We start from the raw sequence: 24,631 nt of genomic DNA on the forward strand, positions 1-24,631 counted from the left end.
CTGGCCGATGCGGACGATCCGTTACAGGCGATACCGATCAATGCGTTATTGCCGCACAGGCTGGCCAGATTATGTGAATTATCAGGCGCCCGTCTGGTGCATATGAGCACGGATTGCGTGTTCGCCGGAGACAAGGGCGGTTATCGCGAATCCGATCCTTCGGATGCCAAAGATCTTTATGGCAAATCGAAATTTCTGGGTGAAGTGGCTTATCCCCATACCATCACCTTGCGCACGTCCATTATTGGCCACGAGTTGCAAAGCGCGCATGGCCTGGTCGACTGGTTCTTGGCGCAGCAAGGACGCTGTCACGGATTTACACACGCGCTATTTTCCGGATTGCCGACCGTGGCCTTGGCGCAAATCGTCCGCGACCGGGTCATCCCGCGGACTGAGCTATCCGGCGTGTATCATGTCGCCGCACAGCCTATTTCCAAGTACAATCTGTTGGAATTAATTGCCGAGGTGTATGGCAAGACGATTGAGATCATGTCCAGCGACCGGTTGGTGATCGACCGGTCGCTCAATGCCGAGCGATTCCGGGAGGCTACAGGCTACATCGCCCCTGGCTGGCCGGAATTAATCGAATTGATGCGTGCATATAAATAGGTTCAGACACACTTATGTTCAAAGACAAAATATTGATGATAACCGGCGGGACCGGGTCTTTCGGGAATACCGTTCTCAAGCGTTTCCTTTCGACCGATGTCAGTGAAATCCGCATTTTCAGCCGGGATGAAAAAAAACAGGAAGAAATGCGCATCGCCTTAAACGATCCGAAGCTGAAGTTCTACATCGGCGACGTCCGCGACTACGACAGTATCTCTCAGGCGATGAAGAATGTGGATTATGTGTTCCATGCCGCGGCGCTGAAGCAGGTTCCGTCATGCGAATTCTATCCGATGGAAGCCGTGCGCACCAACATCCTGGGCACCGAGAATGTGATGAATGCGGCGGCCGCCAATGGCGTGAAGCGCGTAGTGGTGCTCAGCACGGATAAAGCGGTGTATCCCATCAACGCGATGGGCATCTCCAAAGCGATGGCGGAGAAGCTGATGGTCGCCAAATCGCGCATGCAGCGCGAAGGCGAGACGGTATTCTGCGCGACGCGTTACGGCAATGTGATGGCCTCGAGAGGTTCGGTCATTCCGCTGTTCGTCTCGCAGCTTAAGGAAGGTAAGCCGTTGACGGTGACCGACCCGAACATGACGCGCTTTTTGATGTCGCTGGATGATTCCGTGGACCTGGTGCTCTATGCCTATGAGCATGGTCAGCCGGGGGATATCTTCGTGCAAAAGGCTCCGGCGTCGACCGTGGCGGATTTGGCGCGCGCCCTCATCGAGATATTCGGCAGTCAGGAACCGGCGCGGATCATTGGCACCCGCCACGGCGAAAAACTGTTCGAATCGCTGATCTCGCGCGAAGAGATGGCGCACGCGCAAGACATGGGGGGCTATTACCGCATCCCGGCGGATAACCGCGACCTCAATTACGCCAAGTATTTCAGCGATGGTGAAGAAGTCATTTCGCATTCCGAGGATTACACCTCCCACAACACCCAGCGACTGAATGTGGAGCAAGTCAAATCGATTTTGCTGAAACTGGACTTTATCAAGGAAGCGTTACATGCTTAAGGTGATGACCCTTGTCGGGACGCGTCCCGAACTCATTAAAATGAGCCGCGTGTTTGCCGAGCTCGATCGGCACATGCACCATATTCTGGTGCATACCGGGCAGAATTACGATTATGAATTGAACCAGATTTTTTTCGAGGATTTGGGCATTCGAAAACCCGATCATTTTCTGGAGGCCGCGGGCGAGAACGCCGCCCAGACCATTGCGCGGGTCATCGAGAAAGCCGATGCCGTGATGGCGCAGGAACAGCCGGATGCGGTGTTGTTGTATGGCGACACCAATTCGTGCCTGGCCGTTATTGCGGCAAAACGGCGCAAGATCCCGGTATTCCATATGGAAGCCGGTAATCGCTGCTTCGACCAGCGCGTGCCGGAGGAGCTAAACCGCAAGGTGCTGGATCATTTGTCAGACATCAATCTGGTGCTGACCGAGCATGCGCGCCGTTATCTGATTGCAGAGGGCATTAGGCCCGAGACGATCATCAAGACCGGATCGCATCTGCGTGAAGTGGTGGATTACTACCTGCCGAAGATTGTCGCATCCGATGTTGTTTCCCGACTGGCATTGCAGGAAAAAAAATTCTTCTTGGTCAGCGCGCACCGTGAGGAGAATGTCGATTCACCGGAAGCGCTGCGGGATTTAATGGCTACGCTCAATGCGCTCGCAAACCAGTACCGCTTCCCGGTTCTGGTTTCCACTCATCCGCGAACGCGTAAACGAATCGAAGAGCTTGGCATGACCTCGTTAGATGACCGCATCATTTTTGCGAAACCCTTCGGCTTCTTCGACTACATCAAATTACAGATGGCGGCGTTTTGTGTGCTTTCCGACAGTGGAACCCTTACAGAGGAAGCGTCTTTGCTTAACCTGCGCGCGATCACCCTGCGCAATGCGCATGAGCGGCCGGAGGGAATGGATGTGGGAACGCTGATCATGAGCGGCTTGAAAAAAGAACGTGTGTTGGACGCCGTGGCGATAGTGACGGCTCACTGCCCGGAAACGGCGCGCGCGGTGTTGCCGATTGCCGATTACGAGAATCCTCACGTCTCGACGCAGGTCGTCAGGGTGGTGGCAAGCTATGTGGATTATATAAACAGGGTGGTGTGGTCTAAGTCTCAGTAAATTCAACACCTAATCATTACTAATTAATAAATATTGCAAGCAATTAATTAGAGCAGATCGAAATGCCTAATAAATCGGAGATGAGTATGTCAAAACACTTGGTTGAAAAGCCAGATACCCTTAAACAAAATAAACTTAGAGAATGGATAAAAATAAAGTTTCTGAGCAATCATCTCCGTCTTTTTCCAATTAACGAAAAAACTTTAGATATCGGTTGTGGTTGGGGGTTTTCAAGAAAGATTAGTCCCGATTTTTATTTTGTTGATGCAGATGTGGATTGCATCGAATTTTTAAAATCATTGGGTGCAAAAGCATTTTTAGCTGATGTCTCAGCAGAATTGCCATTTGATGATGGTTTTTTTGATAACGCCTTCAACCATGATGTTCTAGAGCACCTTGATGAGGATGAATGTTTGTCGCTATTTAAAAAGGTTAACCGTGTTCTCAAAAAAGGAGGAACCTTTATGATTGTAGTTCCGAATTATAAGGGTTACTTGACGCCGGGAGTTGGACATAAGCGATTTGTGACAGAGAAAGAAATATTAGACGCGGCACTACCAACTGGTTTTAAGATGGTTAGGAAATGGCACACTCCTTTCCCCGCATGGATAGGTGATATGTTCTCAGACAACAAACTAGTTTGTATCTTAGAAAAATTATAACTCGTTGGGACAGAGGTCAAACAACCTGACGTTCATTGCTATCATGTAATTTATGGTTGCGCTGTTGCACAGAATCCATGCAACACCAATACGAGATATGATTTATTTGTAAGAGTTGGAGTGCTATTTGAAAATCATTATAATTCATGAAGTAAGTTATCTGGATAAACCGGTTTATGAATATCAGGACTTTGCTGAAAGGTTGGCGACGAGAGGGCATGAGGTCACCGTCATCGATTTTTGCGAATATCAGCAAAGCGAATTAGCCTGTCGCAAAGTGAGTCGTACCGGACAGGGTGAGGTGCAGTTGATCAGCCTTCCAAATAATGGGGTACCGATACTCAAGTATCTGATAGCCAGATTTCAATTTCCCCATCTACTCAAGCGTGTTATTCATGAACAAGGCGCTGATGCCGTATTGCTATATTCGGTATTTATTAATGGCACGGGAGCGGTTGCAATGTGCCGCGAACTTGGTATTCCCGTAGTTTATCGGGCGCTTGATGCGTATCACCGCCTGCGAAATAATCGTTTTCAATCCTGGTTGCTGCTTCAAAGTGAGAAGTATATATACCTGAATGTAAATACCCTCTCGGTTACTAATGAGCAAATGGGGCGGTATATCAGGGAGCTGGTACCGGAAGGTAAAATTGCACCTGTGCATGTAACCGACCATGGCGTCGATACGAATCACTTTCGCCGTATTGAATTTGATGCTGAGCTTGCAGCAGAATTAACAATCGATCCCAATGATTTTATTTGTTTGTTTCTAGGCACAACTTACAGTTTTAGCCGTTTGGATAGGCTTGTCCTTCATGTTAATAACTTACGTCAAGCCATACCGAATTTTAAATTACTAATACTGGGTTCTGGAGAACTTGATGAGTCGATACGTCTAGCCGCAGTTGATGCGGGCGTTAGTGATTATGTACTACAGCCCGGGATGATTTCATATAAAGAGTTGCCTTCGTATCTATCTCTCGCCAAAATCGCAATCTGCCCATTCGAAATTAACGATATCACGCGAGACATTATTCCGATCAAAATGCTACAGTATCTTGCTGCTGAGTTGCCTGTCATAGCTACGCCTTTGCCCGACTTGTACCGTAAAATTCCGCATGAGAAAAGCGGTGTGTTTTATTCTGCGACAGATGAGACGGAGAGTTTTGTTGAGATGTTAGTCCACATAGTAACGTCAATCGATGCTGCTGCTATTGGTGTGAGAGCTCGGCGTTATGTTTCAGACCACCATTCCATGGATCGTGTCATTGCCGAACTAGAAAATTTGCTGGAGGGCAAATGGAGTATTTGATGCTTGTGCTCGTTACCTGTATGACATTGGGTAGCCAGCTAGTGCTAAAAAAAGCGATCAATGTAATTGGTCCGTTGATGCAAAGCGACAAGATTGCATTTTTGATTGCTGCAATTACCTCGCCGTACGTGATTATGGCTATTGTGATGCAAGGCTTAGGTTTTATTTTTTGGATGTTTGTATTGAGCAGAATGAAGCTTGGCATCGCTTTTGGATTGTCTGGTTCGTTCTTTTATTTGTTGATGGCACTATCGAGTTGGTATTTATATGGCGAGCGGTTGTCTACACAGCAATGGGCTGGTTTACTGTTGATAAGTTCTGGAGTATTGCTTATGACATGGTCTAAATCGTGATTGTAGGTGTAAATAATTTAAAGTTTTCTATTTGTTTTGCTGCTATGGGTGCTGTGCTGGCATTTATTATGTTCTTTTGGCTTGCATTGAAATCCCCGGGACACTTGTATATTGAAATGTCGAACGACAATGGGGGCGAGGGGCAAGTTTACGTTGATTCCGGAAAAGGATATAGACCGGAAGGCGGCAAGACATTCGCGTTGATGCCGGATGGCAAAATTCATACTTATGGAATAGACATAAGATCTTCCATACCAAACGCCATACGAGTGGATCCGGGAGCAACCGCTGGAAATATTAAAATAGGCAAAGTAACGTTTGAAAACCCTTTATTTGTTCGACAGTTTTCTTGTGATGATATTCGCCTGCTCCATGCTCTTAGGCCTGTTCAGGCTGGCGTCGGCAATTGTGTGTTAACAGCAGATCAGGGAGATCCCTATTTTGATTTTGATGTTGTTGCAAGTAGGTCACTCAACCTTCGTCATATTAAATGGCAAGCAATTGCGGAGGCGTTCGCATATGCAGCGATTACTTTTTTACTGATAGTTGAGGTCAGTAGGAGGCCTAACTGTCAAGCTACAAGCAAGGAGAAATGGCTGACTAATACGCGCTGTATGCGTTTATACGCGATTTTAGCATTTGGATTTATCTCCTTCATTTTTCTGAATTTGCATGTTTCCTCAATTGATGAGTGGAAAAACTACGTATCAACTGATATACGTAGCGGAATTATATTTGGGTTCTCTCGACCAGTTCGTAGTGATGAGTGGCGGGAACAAACCCCTTTTTATGCCTCGCAGACCGCCCATGGATTTGCATTAAATAACCCAAGCCTTGGTGCGAAGAATGTTACTTTAGCTGCCACTGTTCCGGTAAAAGGGATATACGGATACACTCAACCCAGATTCTGGGGATTCTATTTAATGGAATTCGAAAGGGGGTTTTCATGGCTATACGCGTGGCGAGTATTTGGTTTGGTGCTGTCGGGATTTATCCTCTTCTCGATTTTGACCAAGGGTGACTTTTGGCTGTCGCTAACTGGATCGGTCTGGATATCGCTGTCACCATTTATGCAGTGGTGGTTCGGGACAAATCTTCCTGATATGGTGATAGGCTTTGCTGGTGGTGTTTCGTCTCTCTACCTGTTACTGCGTTCCGCATCATTGCGCACCCTAATTCTTGCTTCAGTAGCCCTGTTTTTCGCAGGCATCTCTTTTGTATCAGCTCTTTATCCGGCTTTTTTGCTCCCTCTCTTTTACTTGGCTCTTTTCCTCGTTGGTGGCCTGAGTTTTCGAGATAGGTTGGATCGTTCGTTTATTAATCAATGGCGGCAAAAAACTCCTTTTTTACTGCTGGCCATCGGCGGCATATTATGGATTTTGGCGGTATGGCATCATCAATCAAGCGGAATCATTGATTTGGTGCAAAACAGTGTATACCCAGGGAAAAGAATAGCTTTGGGTGGGGACATGTCCTTTTCTTCACTGCTCTCGGGATTGTTTAGCCCCTTTCTTCGTGTAGATCAATTTCCATTGGAATTAGGAAATGTTTGTAATGCATCTAACTTCCTTTTGTTGTTTCCTTTGGCTTGGATGGTCATGTTGAGACGCTATCAAAAAACGCGGCAATTTGATCCACTGGCTCTAGCAATCTCTTTCTATATTTTGCTCATGCTCGTGTGGATGTTTGTTGGATACCCAGAGTGGATAGCCAAAATCACTAAGATGAGCATGTCCCCTCCTCTTAGATCACTTTTGGGATTGGGATTGGCAAGTATCTTAGTTACAGTGATCGTTTTTGCAGAACACGTTTCTGAATCCAACCCATTAATCGGGAAAACGGAGAATACAGCTAGATTGCTAATGTTTTCGGTATCTTTGGTAGCCAGTATCTGCATCGCATTGTGGCTTCGAAGTTATTACCCAGAGTATGTGACATGGAGAATGTTGGTATTATTACTACCAGTGCTGGCGTTATGGTTCTGCAGCTATTTAATTGGCGCGAGAGAGTGGTTGGTTGTCATTACTATACCTTTGGTTTTGCCTGGCATTGCCGTAAATCCTTTGGCGCATGGCGTGTCTTCATTGAAAAATGCGGAATTGTCAAGCTTTCTAATGGAGGATCAGTTGCTTGGAGAAACAAGATGGCTGGTAATTCCTGATCTTCAATACCCACAGTACTTTAAAGCAAACGGCGCAATGGTTTGGAATGGTACAAGGTTTATTTCTGATCCCGGTGAGATGAGAATACTTGACCCAACTGACCGCTATCGTGATGTCTGGAATCGATACGCACACTTTGGAGTTTCACCATTGCCGCTAGGTTCTCCAGCAGAGTTTGAATTAATATATGCAGATTCAGTAATGTTAAAGGTTGATTTATGCTCGGAAGCAGTTAGCTCGCTTGGGATTAATCGATTTGCTTTCTTAACACAACCGGGATTAGACCAATTTCCATGTCTTGAACTACTTCGACATGGCCCAGTGGCTGGTACTTGGTTGTATAAGAAAAAAGATACAGTCGGAGGGGTGTAATGATTGGACAAGGCAACTTGCAAACAAGGACAGCAGTGATTATTCCCTGCTATAAAGTAAAGGAATCTGTCCTTCGTGTGATTGGTGAAATTGGTTCGGAAGTCGACGCTATTTTTGTAGTAGACGATTGTTGCCCTGAAGGGACAGGCGATTATGTCTCGGAGTTTTGTCTGGATCGACGAGTGGTTGTAATCAGGCATGTTATTAACCAAGGTGTTGGCGGCGCGGTTCTCTCGGGTTACCAGGCTGCTCTGGAGGCAGATTGTGATGTGATGGTCAAACTTGATGGTGATGGTCAAATGGATCCGTCTCTAATTCGTAAGTTTGTCACGCCGATTGCGAGAGGAGACGCTGACTACACCAAGGGAAATCGTTTCTTCGATTTGGAAACAATCAAGTCAATGCCAACCATTAGATTATTTGGCAATGCAGTTTTGTCATTTATTACCAAATTTTCTTCGGGCTATTACCATGTTTTTGATCCAACGAATGGCTATACCGCAATTTCGTCAACAGCGGCACGAATGTTGCCATTTTCCAAGATAAATCGGCGATACTTTTTCGAGTCTGATATGTTGTTCCGCCTAAACACGATCGGTGCCGTAGTTGTCGATGTTCCAATGGCTGCGATATACGGTGATGAAGTTTCAAATTTGCATATACGGAAAATATTGTTGCCCTTTTTGAAAGGACATATATTAAATTGTTCAAAGAGGGTGTTTTACAGCTATTTTTTGCGCGGGTTTTCAATTGCGAGCCTAGAGTTAGTGGTCGGCTCTGCACTACTTGCGTTTGGGGTTGGATATGGCATTTATGCTTGGCATTCTGCTGCAATGGAGGGAGCTTTTGCTAGCAGTGGCAATGTTATGCTCTCGGCTCTGCCAGTCATTTTGGGCGTGCAGCTCATGCTTTCTTTCTTGCATTATGACATTGAAAATGTACCTAAAATATCGCTTACTCGTTTATTCAGACTTGATTAATCTTTTGCGGATTTTATTGGACAGGGCCACGTTCGTGATTGGTTGGAATTTTCTGTGGCTGTATGGCAAGAATAGACTTACACCAAAGCTGGCCAGAATATCCGAGTCGCGGTAACCATCGTCAATTGGAACGGCGGTCAGTTCCTTGAGCGAAGCCACGCTTCATTGATGGTTCAGACGGTAAAGTGGCACAAGATCATTCTGGTTGATAACTCGAATTTGGACAGATCGCTTGAGATCGCTCGGATTAATACCGATATTTTCGTCGAACTGTGCTGGCTGGAAACGCTTTTTTGTTGCGATAGACTCTAATCCTGAATTCGATGTGTTCAGCGGCCTTTAAATTTCGTGTGAATAATGCTAAAAAATAATTATTGTGACAATGTATCGGCAGTGTTGGTCACTTACAATCCCAACATGGAAGCGCTTCATGCGGCAATCCGAGCCGTTTCCGAGCAAGTATCTGATGTTTTTATTGTAGATAATGCCTCGTCGAATTTCTCACTGGGCTGGATCGATCCGTTTAAAGGTCAGGCTAATGCAAAATTGCACTTGCTCCGGCAGGAAGAAAATTTAGGAATCGGCGCAGCTCATAACATTGGCATTCGGCATGCAATTGAGCAGGGTTCAAAATTTGTCTTGTTGCTTGATCAGGACAGTCAAGTAGGGCTGGATATGGTGGTTAGATTGCGCTCGGCTTATGCCTTGCTGGATGAGAAAGGTTTTCAGGTGGCTGCCTTGGGCCCTCAATACCGCGATGCAGATAACGGCATGTTGTCCCGGTTTGTAAAGGTTGGAATGTTTCGTTTTGTTCATTGTGGGTGCGAAGATAATGCATCCCCGATAGATGCGGATTTTCTAGTTTCTTCCGGATCGCTATTTCCTGTTGCAGCGTTGGAAGCAGTCGGGCTAATGGATGAAAGTTTGTTTATTGACCATGTCGATACCGAATGGTGCTTTCGTGCAAAATCCAAAGGGCTGAAAATATTCGGACTGTGCGGCGCGGTGATGACGCATGCACTTGGAGAGCAGCGAAAGGAGATTTGGTTTTTGCGTAAGCGAACTGTGCCTTTTCACAAGCCATTTCGGTATTACTATATGTTCCGCAACAGCGTATTGTTGTATCGTCGGAGGTATATGCCCTGGCGCTGGAAATTTGTCGATATTATACGATGCTTAAAAATGATGATCTTCTTTAGCTGGGCAGCTGAAAATCGTTTAACATGTTTAAAAATGATGTGCCTTGGTGTGATTGATGGTTTGAAGGGCATAAACGGTATACGTAATGGATTGTAAATCACATAAATATTTAAATTCAGTGGATTCATTGCCTGACAGATGAAAAGCCGGTAGCTGAAACCTGCAACCTAGTGAATATCATATGCTAAGAAAGCGCTGATTTAATCAGCACCATTCTAATAGTTACAACAAAACCTGGTAAAAAGAAATATGAGTGCCGTCATCTCAACAATTATCGTCAATTATAATGCGGGTGAGTTGTTGCGTGGTTGTGTCGATTCGATAATTAACTGTCCTCTGGAAAATGAAATTATCGTGGTTGATAATGCATCGACGGATGGCAGTTTGGATACTTTGCTGGGATTGTCTTCTGTACAAATAATCAATAATGCAGCAAATGTTGGGTTCGCTGCGGCTTGTAATACTGGGGCGCAGGTTGCTTCTGCACAGTACCTGTTGTTTCTTAATCCTGATTGCTCTTTCGATCCGGGAGCCTTGGCTGAATTGTTGGCTTCGATGAATGTGAATGATAGAGTTGGCATGGTGGGCGGGCTGCTTACTAATTCGGACGGAACAGAACAGGCAGGCGGACGCCGCACTGTACCCACTCCGTGGCGTTCTTTTGTAAGCGCATTTGGCTTGACACATTTTTCGGACCGCTGGCCGCGCTTGTTTTTTGATTTTCATTTGCATAAACAACCGCTCCCGGATCAAGCCATCGAAGTGGAAGCGATTTCTGGAGCCTGCATGATGGTCAGACGCGAGGCAATGCAGGATGTTGGGGAATGGGACGAAGGATATTTTTTACATTGTGAGGATCTGGATTGGTGTATGCGCTTTCGGCAAAAAGGATGGAAAATTCTGTTCGTCCCATCGGCAAAAATCACTCATGCATTAGGCGTTTGCAGTCGAAGTAGGCCAGTATTTGTCGAGTGGCACAAGCATAAGGGAATGATGCGGTTTTATCGCAAGTTCTTTCGCCACCAGTATCCAGGTATTTTGATGGTGTTGGTTGCGGTAGGAGTGTGGCTGCGGTTTGGCTTTTTGGCTGCGTACTATTCGACTAAATGTTCTGGGCGAATATTGGGGCGAGGACATGGCTGATAGTATGGCGTCTCCTAATTCTCGCCTCTCTCCAGGAGAGCAAGATAGCTTAGTAGGAGTTATCGGTGCGACCAGCTTGGTGGGGACATGCCTGTTGCCACTGTTGTCGGTGCAAGGGAGGCGGGCGATAGCGTTCTCGCGGCAGATGTTTGGTTCGCTCGGCGATGGGGTGGAGTGGAGGCAGTTGTCATTGTCTAGGTGCCACTCACTCCAGACTTCTGATAAAGCTGCTAACCACTCGACAAAGCTATTCGATAGGCAAGTCTTCGATTATCCTCAAAGGGACGAGAGAGAGATAGCGCACTGGATTTGTCTCGCGCCTATTTGGGTGTTGCCAGAGTATTTCGATTTGCTTGAGGCGCAAGGCGCGAAGCGCGTGGTAGTGCTGTCTTCTACCAGTCGCTTTACCAAAAATGAATCTGTCGATCCGGAGGAGCAGGTCCTGGCTCACCGGCTTGCAGATGGGGAAGTGCGGGTGCAGGAATGGGCGGAAAGTCGTGGCGTGGAATGGGTAATTCTTCGGCCTACGTTGATTTATGGCCTGGGGATGGATAAAAATATCACCGAGATTATGCGTTTCATCCGCCGTTTTGGTTTTTTTCCTTTGTTTGGCAGGGCAAACGGATTACGTCAGCCTATCCATGTCGAGGACGTGGCGGTTGCATCTCTCGCTGCGCTGAAATCTACCGTAGCGGCAAATCATGCATATAACATTTCCGGTGGGGAGACACTGCCTTACAGAGAAATGGTGAGCCGGATGTTTGACGTCTTGTGTCGTCGTCCACGGTTCGTGATGATTCCGATGGTTATTTTCAAGTTGGCAGTAGCGTGTTTAAGGATACTCCCAAGATACAAGCACTGGTCATCTGCCATGGCTGAACGAATGAACCATGATCTGGTATTTGATCACTCAGATGCAGCGCGCGATCTTGGATTTTCACCCCGGCCATTTCAGCTTACTCCGGAGGAAATGCCGCGATGAGCTTTGCTATGTTGTTTATGGCGGACTGTGCCTATAGCTTAGGCTAGCATTTATTTGATGCAAAGAAGCGCTCAGTAGTTGGTTGAATTGTCAGTCCGAATGTAACAATTCCGCACATCCGGATTTGTAAGGCAGGAGGTGCAACGATTCTGTCTACTTGGTTGTGGGCCTCGGCTTCAATAGCCATGATATCCATTGGTAAACAGAGAGTGGAATTAAGTTTTAAGCCATGCATGATTTACCGCACATCTTTAGTCAATATATTCACCATTTGGACACTTACACATGCTGAAATCTCATTTCATGATAACGCTGTGTCTATTCTCTTTTGCGGCAAGTTATTTCCTGACAGGGTTGATCAGGCGTTATGCCTTGAAGAATAGTCTGTTGGATGTTCCCAATGCCAGAAGCTCGCATGTTGTTGCTACACCAAGGGGCGGCGGCTTGGCGGTAGTCATTGTATTCTTGTTGATAATTGGCGGAGCGTCGTTAGTGGGATCGCTTGTGATTAATCAAACTTATATTATGGGGTTGGTTTTATCTGGAGCATTGGTGGCAGGAGTCGGTTTCTGGGATGATCGTCAATCGATTCAGGCGAGATGGCGATTTATGGTGCATTTTGGAGCGGCTGCCTGGGGCTTGTATTGGCTCGGAGGTTTGCCGCCGATCATTTTTTTTGGTTATATTGTAAATTTAGGTTGGGCTGGGCAAGTCATAGGCTTGCTTTATCTAGTTTGGCTGCTAAATCTGTATAATTTTATGGATGGCATTGATGGCCTTGCCGGAATTGAAGCGATTACGGTTTGTTGCAGCGGCGCTTTGATGGCGTGGCTTGTGGCACCGGATTCAAGCGCTTGGGTGCCGCCAATTCTTCTGGCTACAGCCGTGCTGGGATTTCTTGTTTGGAATTTTCCGCCTGCCCGTATTTTTATGGGGGACGCCGGTAGCGGTTTTTTGGGCATTGTTCTGGCGCTGTTTTCTGTGCAATCGGCATGGGTTGAACCCCGGTTATTGTGGGTGTGGCTGATCTTGCTAGGTGTGTTCATCGTCGATGCAACCGTTACCTTGTGTCGTCGGGTATTGCGGGGAGAGAGGTTTTATGAGGCGCATTGTAGCCATGCGTATCAATATGCATCTCGCATCTTTGGTGCGCATCGTCCCGTCACATTGGCAATATGTGCTATTAATATTTTTTGGTTGCTACCCGTCGCAAGTCTGGTTGCATTGGAGAATTTAGACGGCATGCTGGGGCTTGTGGTGGCATACTTGCCATTATTGTTATTGGTATATCATTACAAAGCGGGTGATCAGCAGGCTCAAGCCGGGCTGGACAAATGAATTTATTAAGATGGTACGAGAATGGGTTGTTATCGTCAGAGCTGGTGTGTATGCCGCAGGTTTGCCCGGAGCAGGTGCGGCGAATGAAAACGACGATAAATCAACAAATTCTCTCATGAGATTAAATATGCGTACTTGGTTTATCCTCCTTTCCCGCCCCAAAAAAGCTTTTATCCTTATTAGCGCTGATGTGTTTTTTGCCATGTTCGCCCTTTGGGCGGCTTTTTCTCTGCGCTGGGGGGAGTTGTATGTCCCAAAAGACGATGAGTGGTATTTGTTTGCTGCGGCACCTGTTATTGCTGTTCCGATTTTTGTTAAGTTGGGTTTGTACCGTGCGATTATTCGGTATATAGAAGTCAGGGCCTTATGGACCATTATTCAGGCAACCACACTTTATGCTCTGATTTTTTCGTTTGTCCTGTATGAGTCCGGCATCAAAGGCGTTCCCAGGACGGTTTTACCGCTTAACTGGTTGAATATGATGCTGTTGGTAGGTGGTAGCCGTTTTTTTGCGCGGTGGTGGCTGGGCGAGGTCTATTTAAACCTAGGTGGAGCCCGTGAAGCAAAAGGTCAAAGAAAAAGGAATGTGGTGATTTATGGCGCAGGAAACGCCGGTGTACAGTTGGCTTCCGCATTAAGCTATGGACGTGAATTCAGACCGGTTGCTTTCATTGATGATGATGAAAAATTGCATAAGCAAAAGGTCAACGGTCTTCGGATTTATCCTTTAAGTTCGTTAAGGTATTTAATAGAGAGACATCAGGTTTCAGATGTTCTGCTGGCGCTGCCCTCGGCTAATCGGTCACGTAAAAGTGAAATTATTCGTTTGTTAGAGCCTTTTGCTGTACACGTGATGTCTATGCCGGGCTTGTCTGACATTGCTCAAGGCAAAGTCACCGTTGATGCGTTGCAGGAGGTTGATATTGCTGATCTCTTAGGACGTGATGCTGTGGCACCGGATCAATCTCTGTTGTGCGCCAATATTGAAGGCAAGGTGGTGATGGTGACTGGGGCAGGAGGGTCTATTGGCTCCGAGCTTTGTCGGCAAATTATCAGATTGCAGCCGAATTCGCTGATTCTTTTTGAAATGAGTGAATTTGCGCTTTATGCCATCGAAAAAGAGTTGCAGCTTTTGTTATCCAAACGCCGCGCCAGTTCCCGGTTGGTTGGCGGCATAAGCACCATCCCTGGCGATATAAAAAACGGTAAAGAAATAAAGCTCATTCCTGTGTTGGGCTCGGTCACTAACGCTAGTCGATGCGAAAAAATATGTAAGGCGTTCAATGTGCAAACCATCTATCATGCAGCGGCTTACAAGCATGTACCGATGGTTGAAAAAAATCCGGGCGAAGCGATCTGGAACAATATCTTTGGAACGCTCCATACGGCACAAGCGGCAATTAACACAGGCGTTGAAACCTTTGTGCTTATTTCAACGGATAAAGCCGTTAGGCCAACCAATACCATGGGTGCGACCAAGCGCTTTGCTGAATTAATTTTGCAGGCGCTAACCTTAGATGCGGGCCATAATGCCAAAACCCGTTTTACGATGGTGCGGTTTGGTAATGTGCTGGGGTCTTCAGGGTCCGTAGTTCCGTTGTTTAAAGAGCAGATCGCTAGAGGCGGACCGGTGACTGTTACCGACGAAAGGATCATTCGTTATTTTATGACCATACCTGAAGCATCTCAGCTGGTTATTCAGGCGGGAGCAATGGGCTTGGGAGGCGATGTGTTTGTGCTGGATATGGGGGAGCCTGTTCGTATTGTTGATTTAGCGAAGAGAATGATCCATTTGAGTGGCTTGGAAATCAAGGATTCTGAACATCCCGATGGTGATATCGGGATTAGTTTTACGGGATTAAGGCCTGGAGAAAAACTGTATGAGGAACTTTTGATCGGCGACAATGTTTCAGCAACCAGCCATGCACGAATAATGCGTGCGCAGGAGCATGTTATTCCTTGGTCCGAGCTAGAGGGAATGCTGGGAACATTAGAGCAGGCAGCAAAGAATGATGATTTCGAGCGGATTAGAGAGATCTTGACCGATGCTGTTGCCGGTTTCATACCGCAATGTGAAATTGAAGATTTGTTATGGAAAGAAGATAGGCGACTTGTAATGAGTAATACACCAGCATGAAGGTTATCGTGCCGGTGGCAAAGGTCGGAAAGTATGTGATCAGGGACTTTTCGTAACATGGCAATCATTTTATATATCTTAAAGTGACAGTCACTTAGACGATTATTTTTAGGCGAGTTGTAAATGGATAAATTAACCAGCATGAATGTTTTTGTTCGCGTGGCAAAAGCCGGAAGTTTTGCTGGTGGCGCGCGTGATCTGGATATTTCCAGAGCCATGGCAACCAAGCATATTATGCATCTTGAGGGTGTGTTGGGTACGCGATTATTCAACCGGACCACGCGCAGCTTAAGCCTGACAGACGTGGGCGCATCTTATCTGGAACGATGCCAGCAAGTGTTGCTCGAGGTTGAGGAAATGGAGGCTGCGGTAACGCATCTGCAGACTGAACCCAGGGGAATTTTAAGAATCAGCGCGCCCCCGGTCATTGGGTCGACGCATATTGCTCGTGCCGTGTCCGAGTTTTTGAAACTGCATCCCGATTTAACTATCGAGATGATCATTCAAAGTAGCCCCGGCGATTTGATAGATGAGGGGATTGATGTCGCTATTTTTTTAGGGGCATTGGATGATACCAGCATGTTTGCCCGGAAATTAGCCAGTTCATCGTTGCTTGTTTGCGGGTCGCCGGAATATTTTGAGAAATATGGCATTCCCGAGACACCGGAAGATTTGGAAAATCATAGTTGCCTGGTTAATTGGGCTATTGCGCCAAGGAACAAATGGCTTTTCAAAGGCGAAGCCGGTTATACGGGAATTAATGTTTCCGGGAGAATGCAGGCAAATGTTGCGGATCCGATACGGATCGCTGCAATTAATGGCTTGGGACTGGTGATGTTACCCACTTACATTGTGGGTAGGGATATCGAAAAGGGCAAGTTAAAAGTCGTTTTGGAGAATTACACTTCACCGCCTTTAGACGTCCATGCGGTATATCCGCATCGAAAATATTTGTCAGCTAAGGTCAGAAGTTTTATGGACTTTTTGCAGGAATGGCTGGAATATCGGGTTAGTTTGCCGGGAACTGAATAAGCAATGATTGGTAGCGTATTTGGCGATGGCTGCCTGTATGTGGCTTGTGCCGATGGCTCTATAATGATTTATGCAAGTCCGGCAAAGCTTTCGTTTCTGTTCATGTTTTTATCCGCATCCTTGTAGCCGAGGGCTAAACATCAATACTCGTCAAGAAAAAAATTATTCGCTCTGGTTGTGATAAAATTGGTTTTAATAGTATCGGCATGAGTCGATTTCTTGACCGCAGCCTAGGGGATGAGATAATAGGCGTTCATAAACCGGAGGAATTACTGCTTTATCGGAGTTTTACGCGAGAAAAAGCAGGGGCTTAGGATGAGCCGGAGGTAGCGACGCTCATTAGTTCCATCACTGCAATGTGTTTCGTGCCTAAGCACAATAAGTCTGACGCATGAGCGTCAGGAGCAGTTGCCGAGCGGTAAAAACGCACATTGAGATTAAACGATGATAGAAAATTTAGATCCACAACAAGCATGGGATTTGTTACAAAATAATTCTGATGCCGTGTTAGTGGATGTAAGAACAAAAGTTGAACATTCCTTTGTAGGACACCCGCCTGGTGCAATATCAATTCCTTGGAAGGAAGCGCCCGATTGGCAGGTTAACCCGCAGTTTGTCCCCGAAGTTAAAAGAATTGTAGCCAATCGCAATGCGCCGGTTTTATTGCTTTGCCGTAGCGGCCAACGGTCTCTGGATGCGGCAAAAGCGCTGGAAGAAGCCGGGTATCAATTACTCATTAATATTGTTGACGGTTTTGAAGGCGCCTTGGATGAACATAAGCATCGAGGCAATCTTGGCGGCTGGCGTTTTCAGGGCTTGCCTTGGGAGCAGAGTTAATCTTATACCTATAATTGGACCAAGCGGGAGCGTCCAACAAAATCTAAACAGCAGTCATGACGGCAGGTCGTCCTTTCTTCCCCCGCAATTAATCCATTAGGGTGCTACAGCACTCATCATGCTTAAAGAATGCGCACAACGCATTCTACATTTATTTATTTAAACCTTAGAGTACATACAAGTGATCGAAAAATTAAGAAATATTGCAATTATTGCCCACGTTGACCATGGCAAAACCACCCTGGTTGACAAATTATTGCAACAGTCCGGCACGTTCGCCGCTCATACTAAAGTGACTGAGCGGATTATGGACTCTAACGATATTGAAAAAGAACGCGGTATCACTATTCTGGCCAAAAATACGGCGCTGGATTGGAACGGCTACCATATCAATATCGTTGACACCCCGGGCCACGCCGATTTCGGCGGCGAAGTGGAGCGGGTGTTATCGATGGTTGACTCGGTATTGCTGCTGGTCGATGCGGTGGACGGCCCTATGCCGCAAACCCGATTTGTTACCCAAAAAGCGTTTGCTTTGGGTTTGAAGCCGATTGTGGTCATCAATAAAATCGACCGCCCTGGTGCTCGTCCTGACTGGGTTGTCGATCAAACTTTCGATTTATTCGACCGCTTGGGAGCAACCGATGAACAATTGGATTTTCCTATTGTATTTGCCTCGGCAATCAATGGTTATGCCGGTTTGGAACACACTGTCACCGGCGGCGATATGACGCCGCTATTTGAAACGATTGTTTCTAAAGTTAGCCCGCCGCCGGTTGATATCGACGGCCCTTTCCAAATGCAGGTTACCAGCCTGGATTACAACACTTACACCGGCGTTATCGGTATTGGTCGGATTCAACGCGGTACGATAAAGCCCAACATGCCGTTGGTTATTGTTAATCGGGAAGGTGTTGAGCGTAAAGGCCGCATGCTGCAAGTTTACGGCTTCCATGGTTTGGATCGTGTTGAAGTTCAAGAAGCCCGTGCCGGCGATATCATTGCTTTTGCCGGTATTGAAAAGCTGGAAATATCGGATACCATCTGTCATCCCGATGCCGTAGAAGCCATGACCCCCCTATCGGTTGATGAGCCGACGGTAACCATGACTTTCCAGGTCAATAATTCGCCGTTTGCCGGACGCGAAGGTAAATTTGTTACTACGCGCCAAATCCGCGATAGATTAGACAAAGAATTGCAACATAACGTCGCGCTAAAAGTTGAAGACACCGGCGACCCGGATAAATTTAAAGTATCAGGTCGTGGTGAATTGCATCTGTCGGTATTGATCGAAAACATGCGCCGCGAAGGCTTTGAAATGGGCGTATCGCGTCCTGAAGTTATTCTAAAAGAAATTGACGGTAAAAAGTGCGAACCGTTTGAAATGGTCACCATTGAAGTGGAAGAAATCCATCAGGGTACGATCATGGAAAAATTGGGTGAGCGTAAAGGTGACTTAACCAATATGGTTCCTGATGGCAAAGGCCGTATCCGTTTGGAATACATGATGCCGTCACGCGGTTTGATCGGCTTCCAGACCGAGTTTATGACCGCGACTTCAGGCTCCGGTTTGCTTTACCATGTATTCGACCATTACGGTCCGATGAAAGCGGGTGAAGTGGGCAATCGTTCGCGCGGCGTGATGATTTCAATGGTTGCAGGCAAAGCCGTAACCTATTCACTGCATCCGCTACAGGAGCGCGGCGAGTTATTGTTGGTCAATGGCGATGAAGTCTATGAAGGGATGTTGGTTGGTCTGCATTCCCGCACCAATGATTTAACGGTTAACCCGACCAAACCTAAACCGCTGACTAACGTCCGCGCATCGGGTACCGATGAAAGTTTGGTGTTGGCAAGAATCCAAAAAATGACGCTGGAGCAAGCGTTGGAATTTATTGCTGAAGATGAACTGGTTGAAGTTACCCCAAAATCGATACGCTTACGCAAGAAGCTGTTAACTGAAAATGAACGTAAAAGAGCATCGAAAGGATAAGGCAAGGATGTAGTGTCATTGTGTTGGCTTGCCATCAGGCAAGCCAACTCCTTTACAGTAAAAACAGGGCTGTTTAGTGCCCGTTTGTCTTTCATTGCAAAGGGCGTATTTGTACAAGTCAGCCTGGATTCTTAGGCAAATCCACCCCATAAATTCAACAATTCAATTAGGCTTTGTGGCCTAACTGCCCAGCATGAACGTGCAAAGCTTTCGCTTTCGTTCCTATCCCTGCAAGCAAAGTATTTTGATTGCGCTAAGTTCCTAAAAATCCATAAGGTTTTAAAAGTTTGCTGTTACGCTCATGATGAGGCAATCGGCATAGTTGTATAATCGCCTGAAACTATACGCATAAGGTTTTATTTATGAATCGGTACGATGATCGGGTTAAAAGTAAAAAAATTAGCGCAACAACAATCCTGGCGGCGGTGATTTTGATCGCTTTCGGGGCAGGTGGATGGTTTTGCTTTAATCATTTGCAAAACGATGCCTCAACAGAGCCTGAAACGCGAACTTTGGCGCTTCCTTCAGATCCCATAAAGAAAGGCGCTGTTGACCCACTATCGCTCGGTAGAGCGATAGACGGAATGGTAGCTACAGAAGCCGGTCCTGAAGCAACGGCTGGCACAATTGTAGAATTGCAACAGGATACCTCGTTTATTCTGCCTGATCTTGAGCATAGCGATGCGCTGCTGAGAGAGGAAATGGCTGGGGTTTCCCCAGCGCTTGCCGAGTGGCTGAAAGCTGAGCAGCTGATCAGGAAATATGTTGTTATCGCCAACGATTTTTCTCAGGGCTTGCGCCTTGAAAATCATTTGCGTTTTCTTGAGCCGGATCAGCCGTTTGCAGTCGACCAGGATAATGAGAAACTGTTTATAGCCACTAAAAGTTACCAGCGCTATGACCGGCTGGCCGCAGCAATCAATGCGCTCGATTTACAGGCAACACTTGCAGTATATAAAAAGTTTAGGCCGCTGTTGTTACAGGTTTTTAAGGAGTTTAGCTATCCGGATGAGTACAGCCTGGAAGATACTTTCACAAAAGCGGCGGCAGTCATTCTTGCCGCACCTGTCAGAGAGGGGCAAATTGTAGTGGAAAGGCGCGCGGTGCATTATAGATTTGCCGACCAACAGCTTGAGGCGCTCAATCCGGTACATAAACAGATGTTGCGCATGGGGCCGGATAATACTCGGGTTATTCAGAATAAAGTGCGCTTGCTTGTTGAAGGTTTGGTTAATCTAAAAGAATAAGCCTGGGTTGAATGGTTACATCGTAAGGTGGACCGCCGGCACGACAAGGCTACAATTCCTATAAGAAAACAGCAAAGAGTGCAAAAAAGGGTCGTTTTAGATGAGGAGCAATTGTCGATGACTAGCGGTGATGGCGGAGACAGCGCTTCTGATAGAAGATGCTTTCAGGCGTTACCGTGTGCCAAACACCACAATGGTTTTGCCATGTGCGCTAATCAGTTTTTTGTTTTCCAGTTCTTTTAAAACGCGCCCGGCCATTTCTCTTGAGCAGCTGACCATGCGGCCGATTTCTTGTCTGGAGATATGCAGTTGCATGCCGTCAGGATGTGTTATTGCTTCGGGACTTTTGCACAAATCGAGCAAGGTTCGGGCAATTCGCCCCTCAACATCCATAAATGCCAGATCGCGTAAATCACGGCTGGTTTTTAATAGCCGCGCCGACAATTGTTCGCCAATCATAAAAAATATGTCATAGGCATGCGCCATGAGATCTTTTTTCAATACTTGCCGAAGCCGCTCGTAGCTTATTTCGGCCAAATGGCATTCGCCGCGTGTTTTAACGCTGACACTTCGCGCTTCAGTTGCTTTAAAAACGCCAATTTCACCGATAAATTCATTTTTATTTAAGTAAGCGAGAATAAGTTCATGCCCTCCGTCGGAGTCTTCCACGCAAACGCTAACCGATCCGTTTATGATAAAATACAGCCGGTCTCCTATGTCGCCAGGTCGAATGATGGTGGTCTTGGCTGGATATTTTTTAATGTGGCAAAAACGTAAAAAATGCTCCAGTGCTTCTTTATTGTGGTTTTCTTGAACTCTAAGTGTCATAGCAACAATTCATTTGTTATCAGTGCTGTAGTAATAACCGCAAACAATGCAGGATTTTAACAAAAAAATCAATATTGTTACTCTGGCAATAAACGATTTTATGCTACTCTATGCGTCATTTTTAATCGGGAAAAAAAATGCAAGTAACAGTTAAATGGGTCGATGGCGTGATGTTCGTTGGCGAAACCGGCAGCGGACATGCTGTAATTATGGATGGCCCTCCTGACCACGGTGGTCGTAATATGGGTATACGCCCTATGGAAATGCTTTTGCTGGGCGTGGGCGGTTGTTCGTCTTTTGATGTGGTGCAGATTTTACAAAAAGGCAGAAATGACATTGTTAAATGTGTGACGGAGGTCACTGCCGAGCGGGTGGATGCCGTCCCGAGCGTATTTAGCAAAATTCATCTGCATTTTATTGTTACTGGTCATGATTTAAAAGCGTCGGCTGTTGAAAGGGCGGTAAAGTTATCCGCAGAAAAGTATTGCTCTGCATCCATTATGCTAAGCAAAGCGGTGGAAATCACCCATGATTTTGAAGTTATCGAGGTTTAACTATTTTGAATAAATTGCAATTACACGGCTTTAATAATTTAACAAAGTCGCTCAGTTTCAATATATATGATATTTGCTACGCACCGGCTGAACAGCAGCAGGCTTATATCGAGTATATCGATGAAGCTTATAATGCCGATAAACTGACCCAAATTCTTAAGGATGTGGCCGACATTATCGGCGCGCAAGTCCTTAATATCGCCCGCCAGGACTATGAACCGCAAGGCGCCAGCGTCACCATGCTGATCTCCGAGGGCGAAGCGCCGCCACCGCCCAGCATGAACAGTCAATCGCCCGGTCCGTTGCCTGAAACGGTACTGGCGCATCTGGATAAGAGCCATATTACCGTACACACTTATCCTGAAAGCCATCCCGATAACGGCATCAGTACCTTTCGTGCGGATATTGACGTTTCAACCTGCGGCCGGATTTCGCCGTTGAAAGCGCTCAATTACCTGATTCACAGCTTTGAATCCGATATCGTGACGATGGACTATAAAGTGCGCGGCTTTACCCGTGATATTTCAGGCAAGAAGCATTATATCGATCACAAAATCACCTCTATTCAGGACTATATTGCGCTGGATACACAGGAAAGCTACCAGATGATTGATGTGAATGTGTATCAGGAAAATATTTTTCACACCAAGATGATGCTCAAGGAAACTGAGCTGGAAAATTATCTATTCGAGAAGGAATGCGACTTGACTGACGAGCAAAAAGCGGAAATAGAAAGCAAGCTGCATAAGGAAGTGACTGAAATTTTTTATGGGCACAATTACCGCCAGCGTTATGAAGAAGTTAAAGCCTGATTCTTGAGCGCATCAGGGACGGTTTTCCGGTCGCCCTGTTAATCTTTATAAAATTCCTTTCTTAGCATCCCCCGTAGGCTCTTTAACAGAGCCTACGGGGTATTTCATTTTAATTGCCGCGCAATTAATGTAATCGGATGCAGCACTTTAAGCGCCACCCCTCTCTCTCTTAACCCCGCCGAGATATGCAAAGCGCAGCCTATGTTGGAGCTGACCAGATACTCGGGCCGATCTTCTAAAGCTACATTTAATAAATCATTTAACAATGCTTGTGACATTTGCGGATGATCCAGCATATAGCTGCCCGCTGAGCCGCAACATTGAATTGCCGCAGGTAACGGCCTGATTTTGATATCAGTGATTTGTTGCAGAAGCTTTAGCGCTCCTTGCTCCTCGCGCATGACATTTTTCAGCGAGCACGGCGTATGCAGACAGACCGATGCGGCCAATGGCCGCAGTTGATCACTGAGATCGCAGCCCGATTTGACTAAAAACTGGCTAATATCAACCACCTTTTTAGCAAAGTCAGCTTGCCGGTATTCCCGCATCTGGCTGCCGCAACCGCTGGCAATAGTCACTACCGCATCCAGGCTGTTTTCCGCAAAAGCGCTGCAATTAGTTGCGGCCAGCTGTTCGGACGTTTGAGTGTCGCCATCATGCAAGTCCAGCGCGCCGCAACAGGTTTGCTGTTCAGGTATGGATACATTAAATCCCGCTGCTGTTAATACCTTGATTGCCGCATCGACAGTCTCATGATCCAATAAAGACCCCATGCAACCGACAAACAAGCCTACATTGCCTTTCACGTCAGTCGTTGCCGGGTAAAACGGCGCCAAAGGCTTGGGTTCATGATAATCAGGCAATAGTCGATCAATTTTATCCAGTCGTAATAACTCGGGTAATTTGAGCAATCGCGCCGTTTTTTGCAAAGCAGTGGTTTGATAGAACTTTAACCCCGATTGCGCCAAACGACCGGCCGTTTTATTGTGGGATATTCTCTTCATCAATGACACCGACAGCGTAGCATCGCGTTCGCCCTTTATCTGTTCGCGAAAATTATTAATCAACCGGCCATAAGGTACCACGGCAGGGCAAGCCCGCTCACAGGATCGGCACAGCAGACAGTTGTCGATATGCTCAACCAGCTTTTTTGATGTTTCAAGATGCTTTCCGGCCCAGGCCTGAATTAATGCAATGCGGCCGCGAGGCGACTCGTTTTCGTTTTGGGTTTTGTTGTAAGTGGGGCAGTGCGGCAGACATAAGCCGCATTTGACGCAGAGGTCCGCGTCAGCTAATAAATTATTCATGGTTTTGTGCGGATATTGCGTCAATTATTTCAAAGTATTCATCGGCTTTGGGTCGGTATAAAAACAGCCCCAGGGCCGATAGCCCGGTGAATATATATAAGGTATTGAAACCATCGCCCAGCATAAACATGACCAGGCCAAAAGCCCCGACAACTTCAACCAGCGCCATGGAGACAATAACAGTCACCAGATAGCGGCTTTTTGCAACGCTAGCAGCTTCTTGTTTGGCGGAAGACATCGGCATGGTTTGATTCAACCGAAGCTGGATGTGCCGAATCAGATTGGTCAGCGGAAAAGTCGCGATGGCGATGACATAAAAGATCGTTCTAAGCATCACACGGCGGTCTTCCGGCAAAGGCTGTTGCAACTGCTCACCCAAGGTATGGCAGGCAACCAGATAAGCCGCCAGCGTTGCAAGCATTATGCCCACGATGGCCCAAGGCAGGATGAGATCGGATTTTAAAGATTCATGTTCAACCTGGTCGCCCATGTTGTTTCCTGTGAAGTGGATGTAGCGGTCTATGATATCAAACCCTGTTGTTATGGGGATTGAATTTGTTTGGGGATTCTATGAAAGGGGAAAGGTGAAGGGTGAACAGACAGATCCTCAAATTCCGGTGTCT

Annotated in this window: 22 protein-coding genes; 19 read left to right on the plus strand and 3 right to left on the minus strand. The window is 46.5% G+C overall.

The genetic code is table 11. The features are described from left to right. The 17 genes from M0R47_RS13195 to M0R47_RS13275 all read left to right on the plus strand — a co-directional run. Positions 1 to 609 (plus strand): SDR family oxidoreductase (locus M0R47_RS13195; protein WP_292555624.1); only part of this gene is annotated, 609 nt, incomplete at its 5' end. Positions 610 to 623: 14 nt separating this feature from the next. Then, positions 624 to 1,634: a nucleoside-diphosphate sugar epimerase/dehydratase gene (locus M0R47_RS13200; protein ID WP_292555626.1), complete on the plus strand. Its 1,011-nt coding sequence runs from the start codon at positions 624 to 626 to the stop codon at positions 1,632 to 1,634. Further along, positions 1,627 to 2,757 (plus strand): UDP-N-acetylglucosamine 2-epimerase (non-hydrolyzing), encoded by a 1,131-nt coding sequence (gene wecB, locus M0R47_RS13205; RefSeq protein ID WP_292555627.1) that lies wholly within the window; start codon positions 1,627 to 1,629, stop codon positions 2,755 to 2,757. The genes M0R47_RS13200 and wecB overlap by 8 nt, the downstream gene beginning before the upstream one ends. Positions 2,758 to 2,819: 62 nt before the next feature. Beyond that, entirely contained in the window at positions 2,820 to 3,419 is a 600-nt protein-coding gene (locus M0R47_RS13210; RefSeq protein WP_292555629.1) for a class I SAM-dependent methyltransferase, read from the plus strand. A gap of 127 nt (positions 3,420 to 3,546) precedes the next feature. Next, positions 3,547 to 4,731: a glycosyltransferase gene (locus tag M0R47_RS13215; RefSeq protein ID WP_292555631.1), complete on the plus strand. Its 1,185-nt coding sequence runs from the start codon at positions 3,547 to 3,549 to the stop codon at positions 4,729 to 4,731. Continuing rightward, entirely contained in the window at positions 4,719 to 5,084 is a 366-nt protein-coding gene (locus M0R47_RS13220) for a hypothetical protein (RefSeq protein WP_292555633.1), read from the plus strand. The genes M0R47_RS13215 and M0R47_RS13220 overlap by 13 nt, the downstream gene beginning before the upstream one ends. Next, entirely contained in the window at positions 5,081 to 7,618 is a 2,538-nt protein-coding gene (locus M0R47_RS13225; RefSeq protein WP_292555635.1) for a hypothetical protein, read from the plus strand. Before M0R47_RS13220 ends, M0R47_RS13225 begins: the two co-directional genes overlap by 4 nt. Continuing rightward, complete coding sequence (locus tag M0R47_RS13230) at positions 7,618 to 8,598, plus strand: glycosyltransferase family 2 protein (protein ID WP_292555637.1); 981 nt, start codon at positions 7,618 to 7,620, stop codon at positions 8,596 to 8,598. The genes M0R47_RS13225 and M0R47_RS13230 overlap by 1 nt, the downstream gene beginning before the upstream one ends. Positions 8,599 to 8,955: 357 nt before the next feature. Further along, positions 8,956 to 9,894 carry a glycosyltransferase family 2 protein gene (locus M0R47_RS13235; protein ID WP_292555639.1) on the plus strand — a complete coding sequence of 313 codons (939 nt, stop codon included), beginning with the start codon at positions 8,956 to 8,958 and terminating at the stop codon, positions 9,892 to 9,894. A 153-nt stretch (positions 9,895 to 10,047) separates the two neighbouring features. Next, entirely contained in the window at positions 10,048 to 10,941 is an 894-nt protein-coding gene (locus M0R47_RS13240) for a glycosyltransferase family 2 protein (protein ID WP_292555641.1), read from the plus strand. After that, positions 10,934 to 11,923, plus strand: coding sequence for an NAD(P)-dependent oxidoreductase (locus tag M0R47_RS13245; protein ID WP_292555642.1), 990 nt, complete (start codon positions 10,934 to 10,936; stop codon positions 11,921 to 11,923). The genes M0R47_RS13240 and M0R47_RS13245 overlap by 8 nt, the downstream gene beginning before the upstream one ends. Positions 11,924 to 12,208: 285 nt before the next feature. Continuing rightward, positions 12,209 to 13,261 (plus strand): glycosyltransferase family 4 protein, encoded by a 1,053-nt coding sequence (locus M0R47_RS13250; RefSeq protein ID WP_292555643.1) that lies wholly within the window; start codon positions 12,209 to 12,211, stop codon positions 13,259 to 13,261. A gap of 10 nt (positions 13,262 to 13,271) precedes the next feature. Next, positions 13,272 to 15,398: a nucleoside-diphosphate sugar epimerase/dehydratase gene (locus tag M0R47_RS13255; RefSeq protein ID WP_292555644.1), complete on the plus strand. Its 2,127-nt coding sequence runs from the start codon at positions 13,272 to 13,274 to the stop codon at positions 15,396 to 15,398. Positions 15,399 to 15,521: 123 nt separating this feature from the next. Beyond that, entirely contained in the window at positions 15,522 to 16,430 is a 909-nt protein-coding gene (locus M0R47_RS13260) for a LysR family transcriptional regulator (protein WP_292555645.1), read from the plus strand. 444 nt (positions 16,431 to 16,874) lie between these two features. Continuing rightward, the gene (locus tag M0R47_RS13265) at positions 16,875 to 17,267 is read left to right on the plus strand and encodes a rhodanese-like domain-containing protein (protein WP_292555646.1); all 393 of its coding nucleotides are present in this window, start codon (positions 16,875 to 16,877) and stop codon (positions 17,265 to 17,267) included. Between the two features lie 181 nt (positions 17,268 to 17,448). Further along, positions 17,449 to 19,260 (plus strand): translational GTPase TypA, encoded by a 1,812-nt coding sequence (typA, locus tag M0R47_RS13270; protein ID WP_292555647.1) that lies wholly within the window; start codon positions 17,449 to 17,451, stop codon positions 19,258 to 19,260. A 362-nt stretch (positions 19,261 to 19,622) separates the two neighbouring features. Beyond that, a complete protein-coding gene (locus M0R47_RS13275; RefSeq protein WP_292555648.1) occupies positions 19,623 to 20,507 on the plus strand; it encodes a DUF3014 domain-containing protein in 885 nt (294 codons plus the stop codon). A 171-nt stretch (positions 20,508 to 20,678) separates the two neighbouring features. On the opposite strand, the gene crp is transcribed toward M0R47_RS13275, so the two are convergent. Beyond that, positions 20,679 to 21,335: a cAMP-activated global transcriptional regulator CRP gene (gene crp, locus M0R47_RS13280; protein ID WP_292555649.1), complete on the minus strand. Its 657-nt coding sequence runs from the start codon at positions 21,333 to 21,335 to the stop codon at positions 20,679 to 20,681. Positions 21,336 to 21,472: 137 nt separating this feature from the next. On the opposite strand from crp, the gene M0R47_RS13285 reads away from it, so the two are divergent. Together M0R47_RS13285 and speD are read left to right on the plus strand one after the other, a co-directional pair. Beyond that, positions 21,473 to 21,889, plus strand: coding sequence for an OsmC family protein (locus M0R47_RS13285; RefSeq protein WP_292555650.1), 417 nt, complete (start codon positions 21,473 to 21,475; stop codon positions 21,887 to 21,889). A 5-nt stretch (positions 21,890 to 21,894) separates the two neighbouring features. Then, complete coding sequence (speD, locus tag M0R47_RS13290; RefSeq protein ID WP_292555651.1) at positions 21,895 to 22,701, plus strand: adenosylmethionine decarboxylase; 807 nt, start codon at positions 21,895 to 21,897, stop codon at positions 22,699 to 22,701. A 104-nt stretch (positions 22,702 to 22,805) separates the two neighbouring features. Here the strand turns inward: speD and M0R47_RS13295 are convergent, their stop codons facing one another. Together M0R47_RS13295 and M0R47_RS13300 are read right to left on the minus strand one after the other, a co-directional pair. Beyond that, positions 22,806 to 24,008, minus strand: coding sequence for a (Fe-S)-binding protein (locus M0R47_RS13295; RefSeq protein WP_292555652.1), 1,203 nt, complete (start codon positions 24,006 to 24,008; stop codon positions 22,806 to 22,808). Further along, on the minus strand, positions 24,001 to 24,498 hold the full coding sequence (locus M0R47_RS13300; protein WP_292555653.1) for a hypothetical protein: 498 nt from the start codon (positions 24,496 to 24,498) through the stop codon (positions 24,001 to 24,003). The genes M0R47_RS13295 and M0R47_RS13300 overlap by 8 nt, the downstream gene beginning before the upstream one ends. Between the last annotated feature and the right edge of the window lie 133 nt (positions 24,499 to 24,631).

The organism is Methylobacter sp. (genome assembly GCF_023227905.1).
In the GTDB taxonomy this organism is placed as follows: domain Bacteria; phylum Pseudomonadota; class Gammaproteobacteria; order Methylococcales; family Methylomonadaceae; genus Methylobacter_A.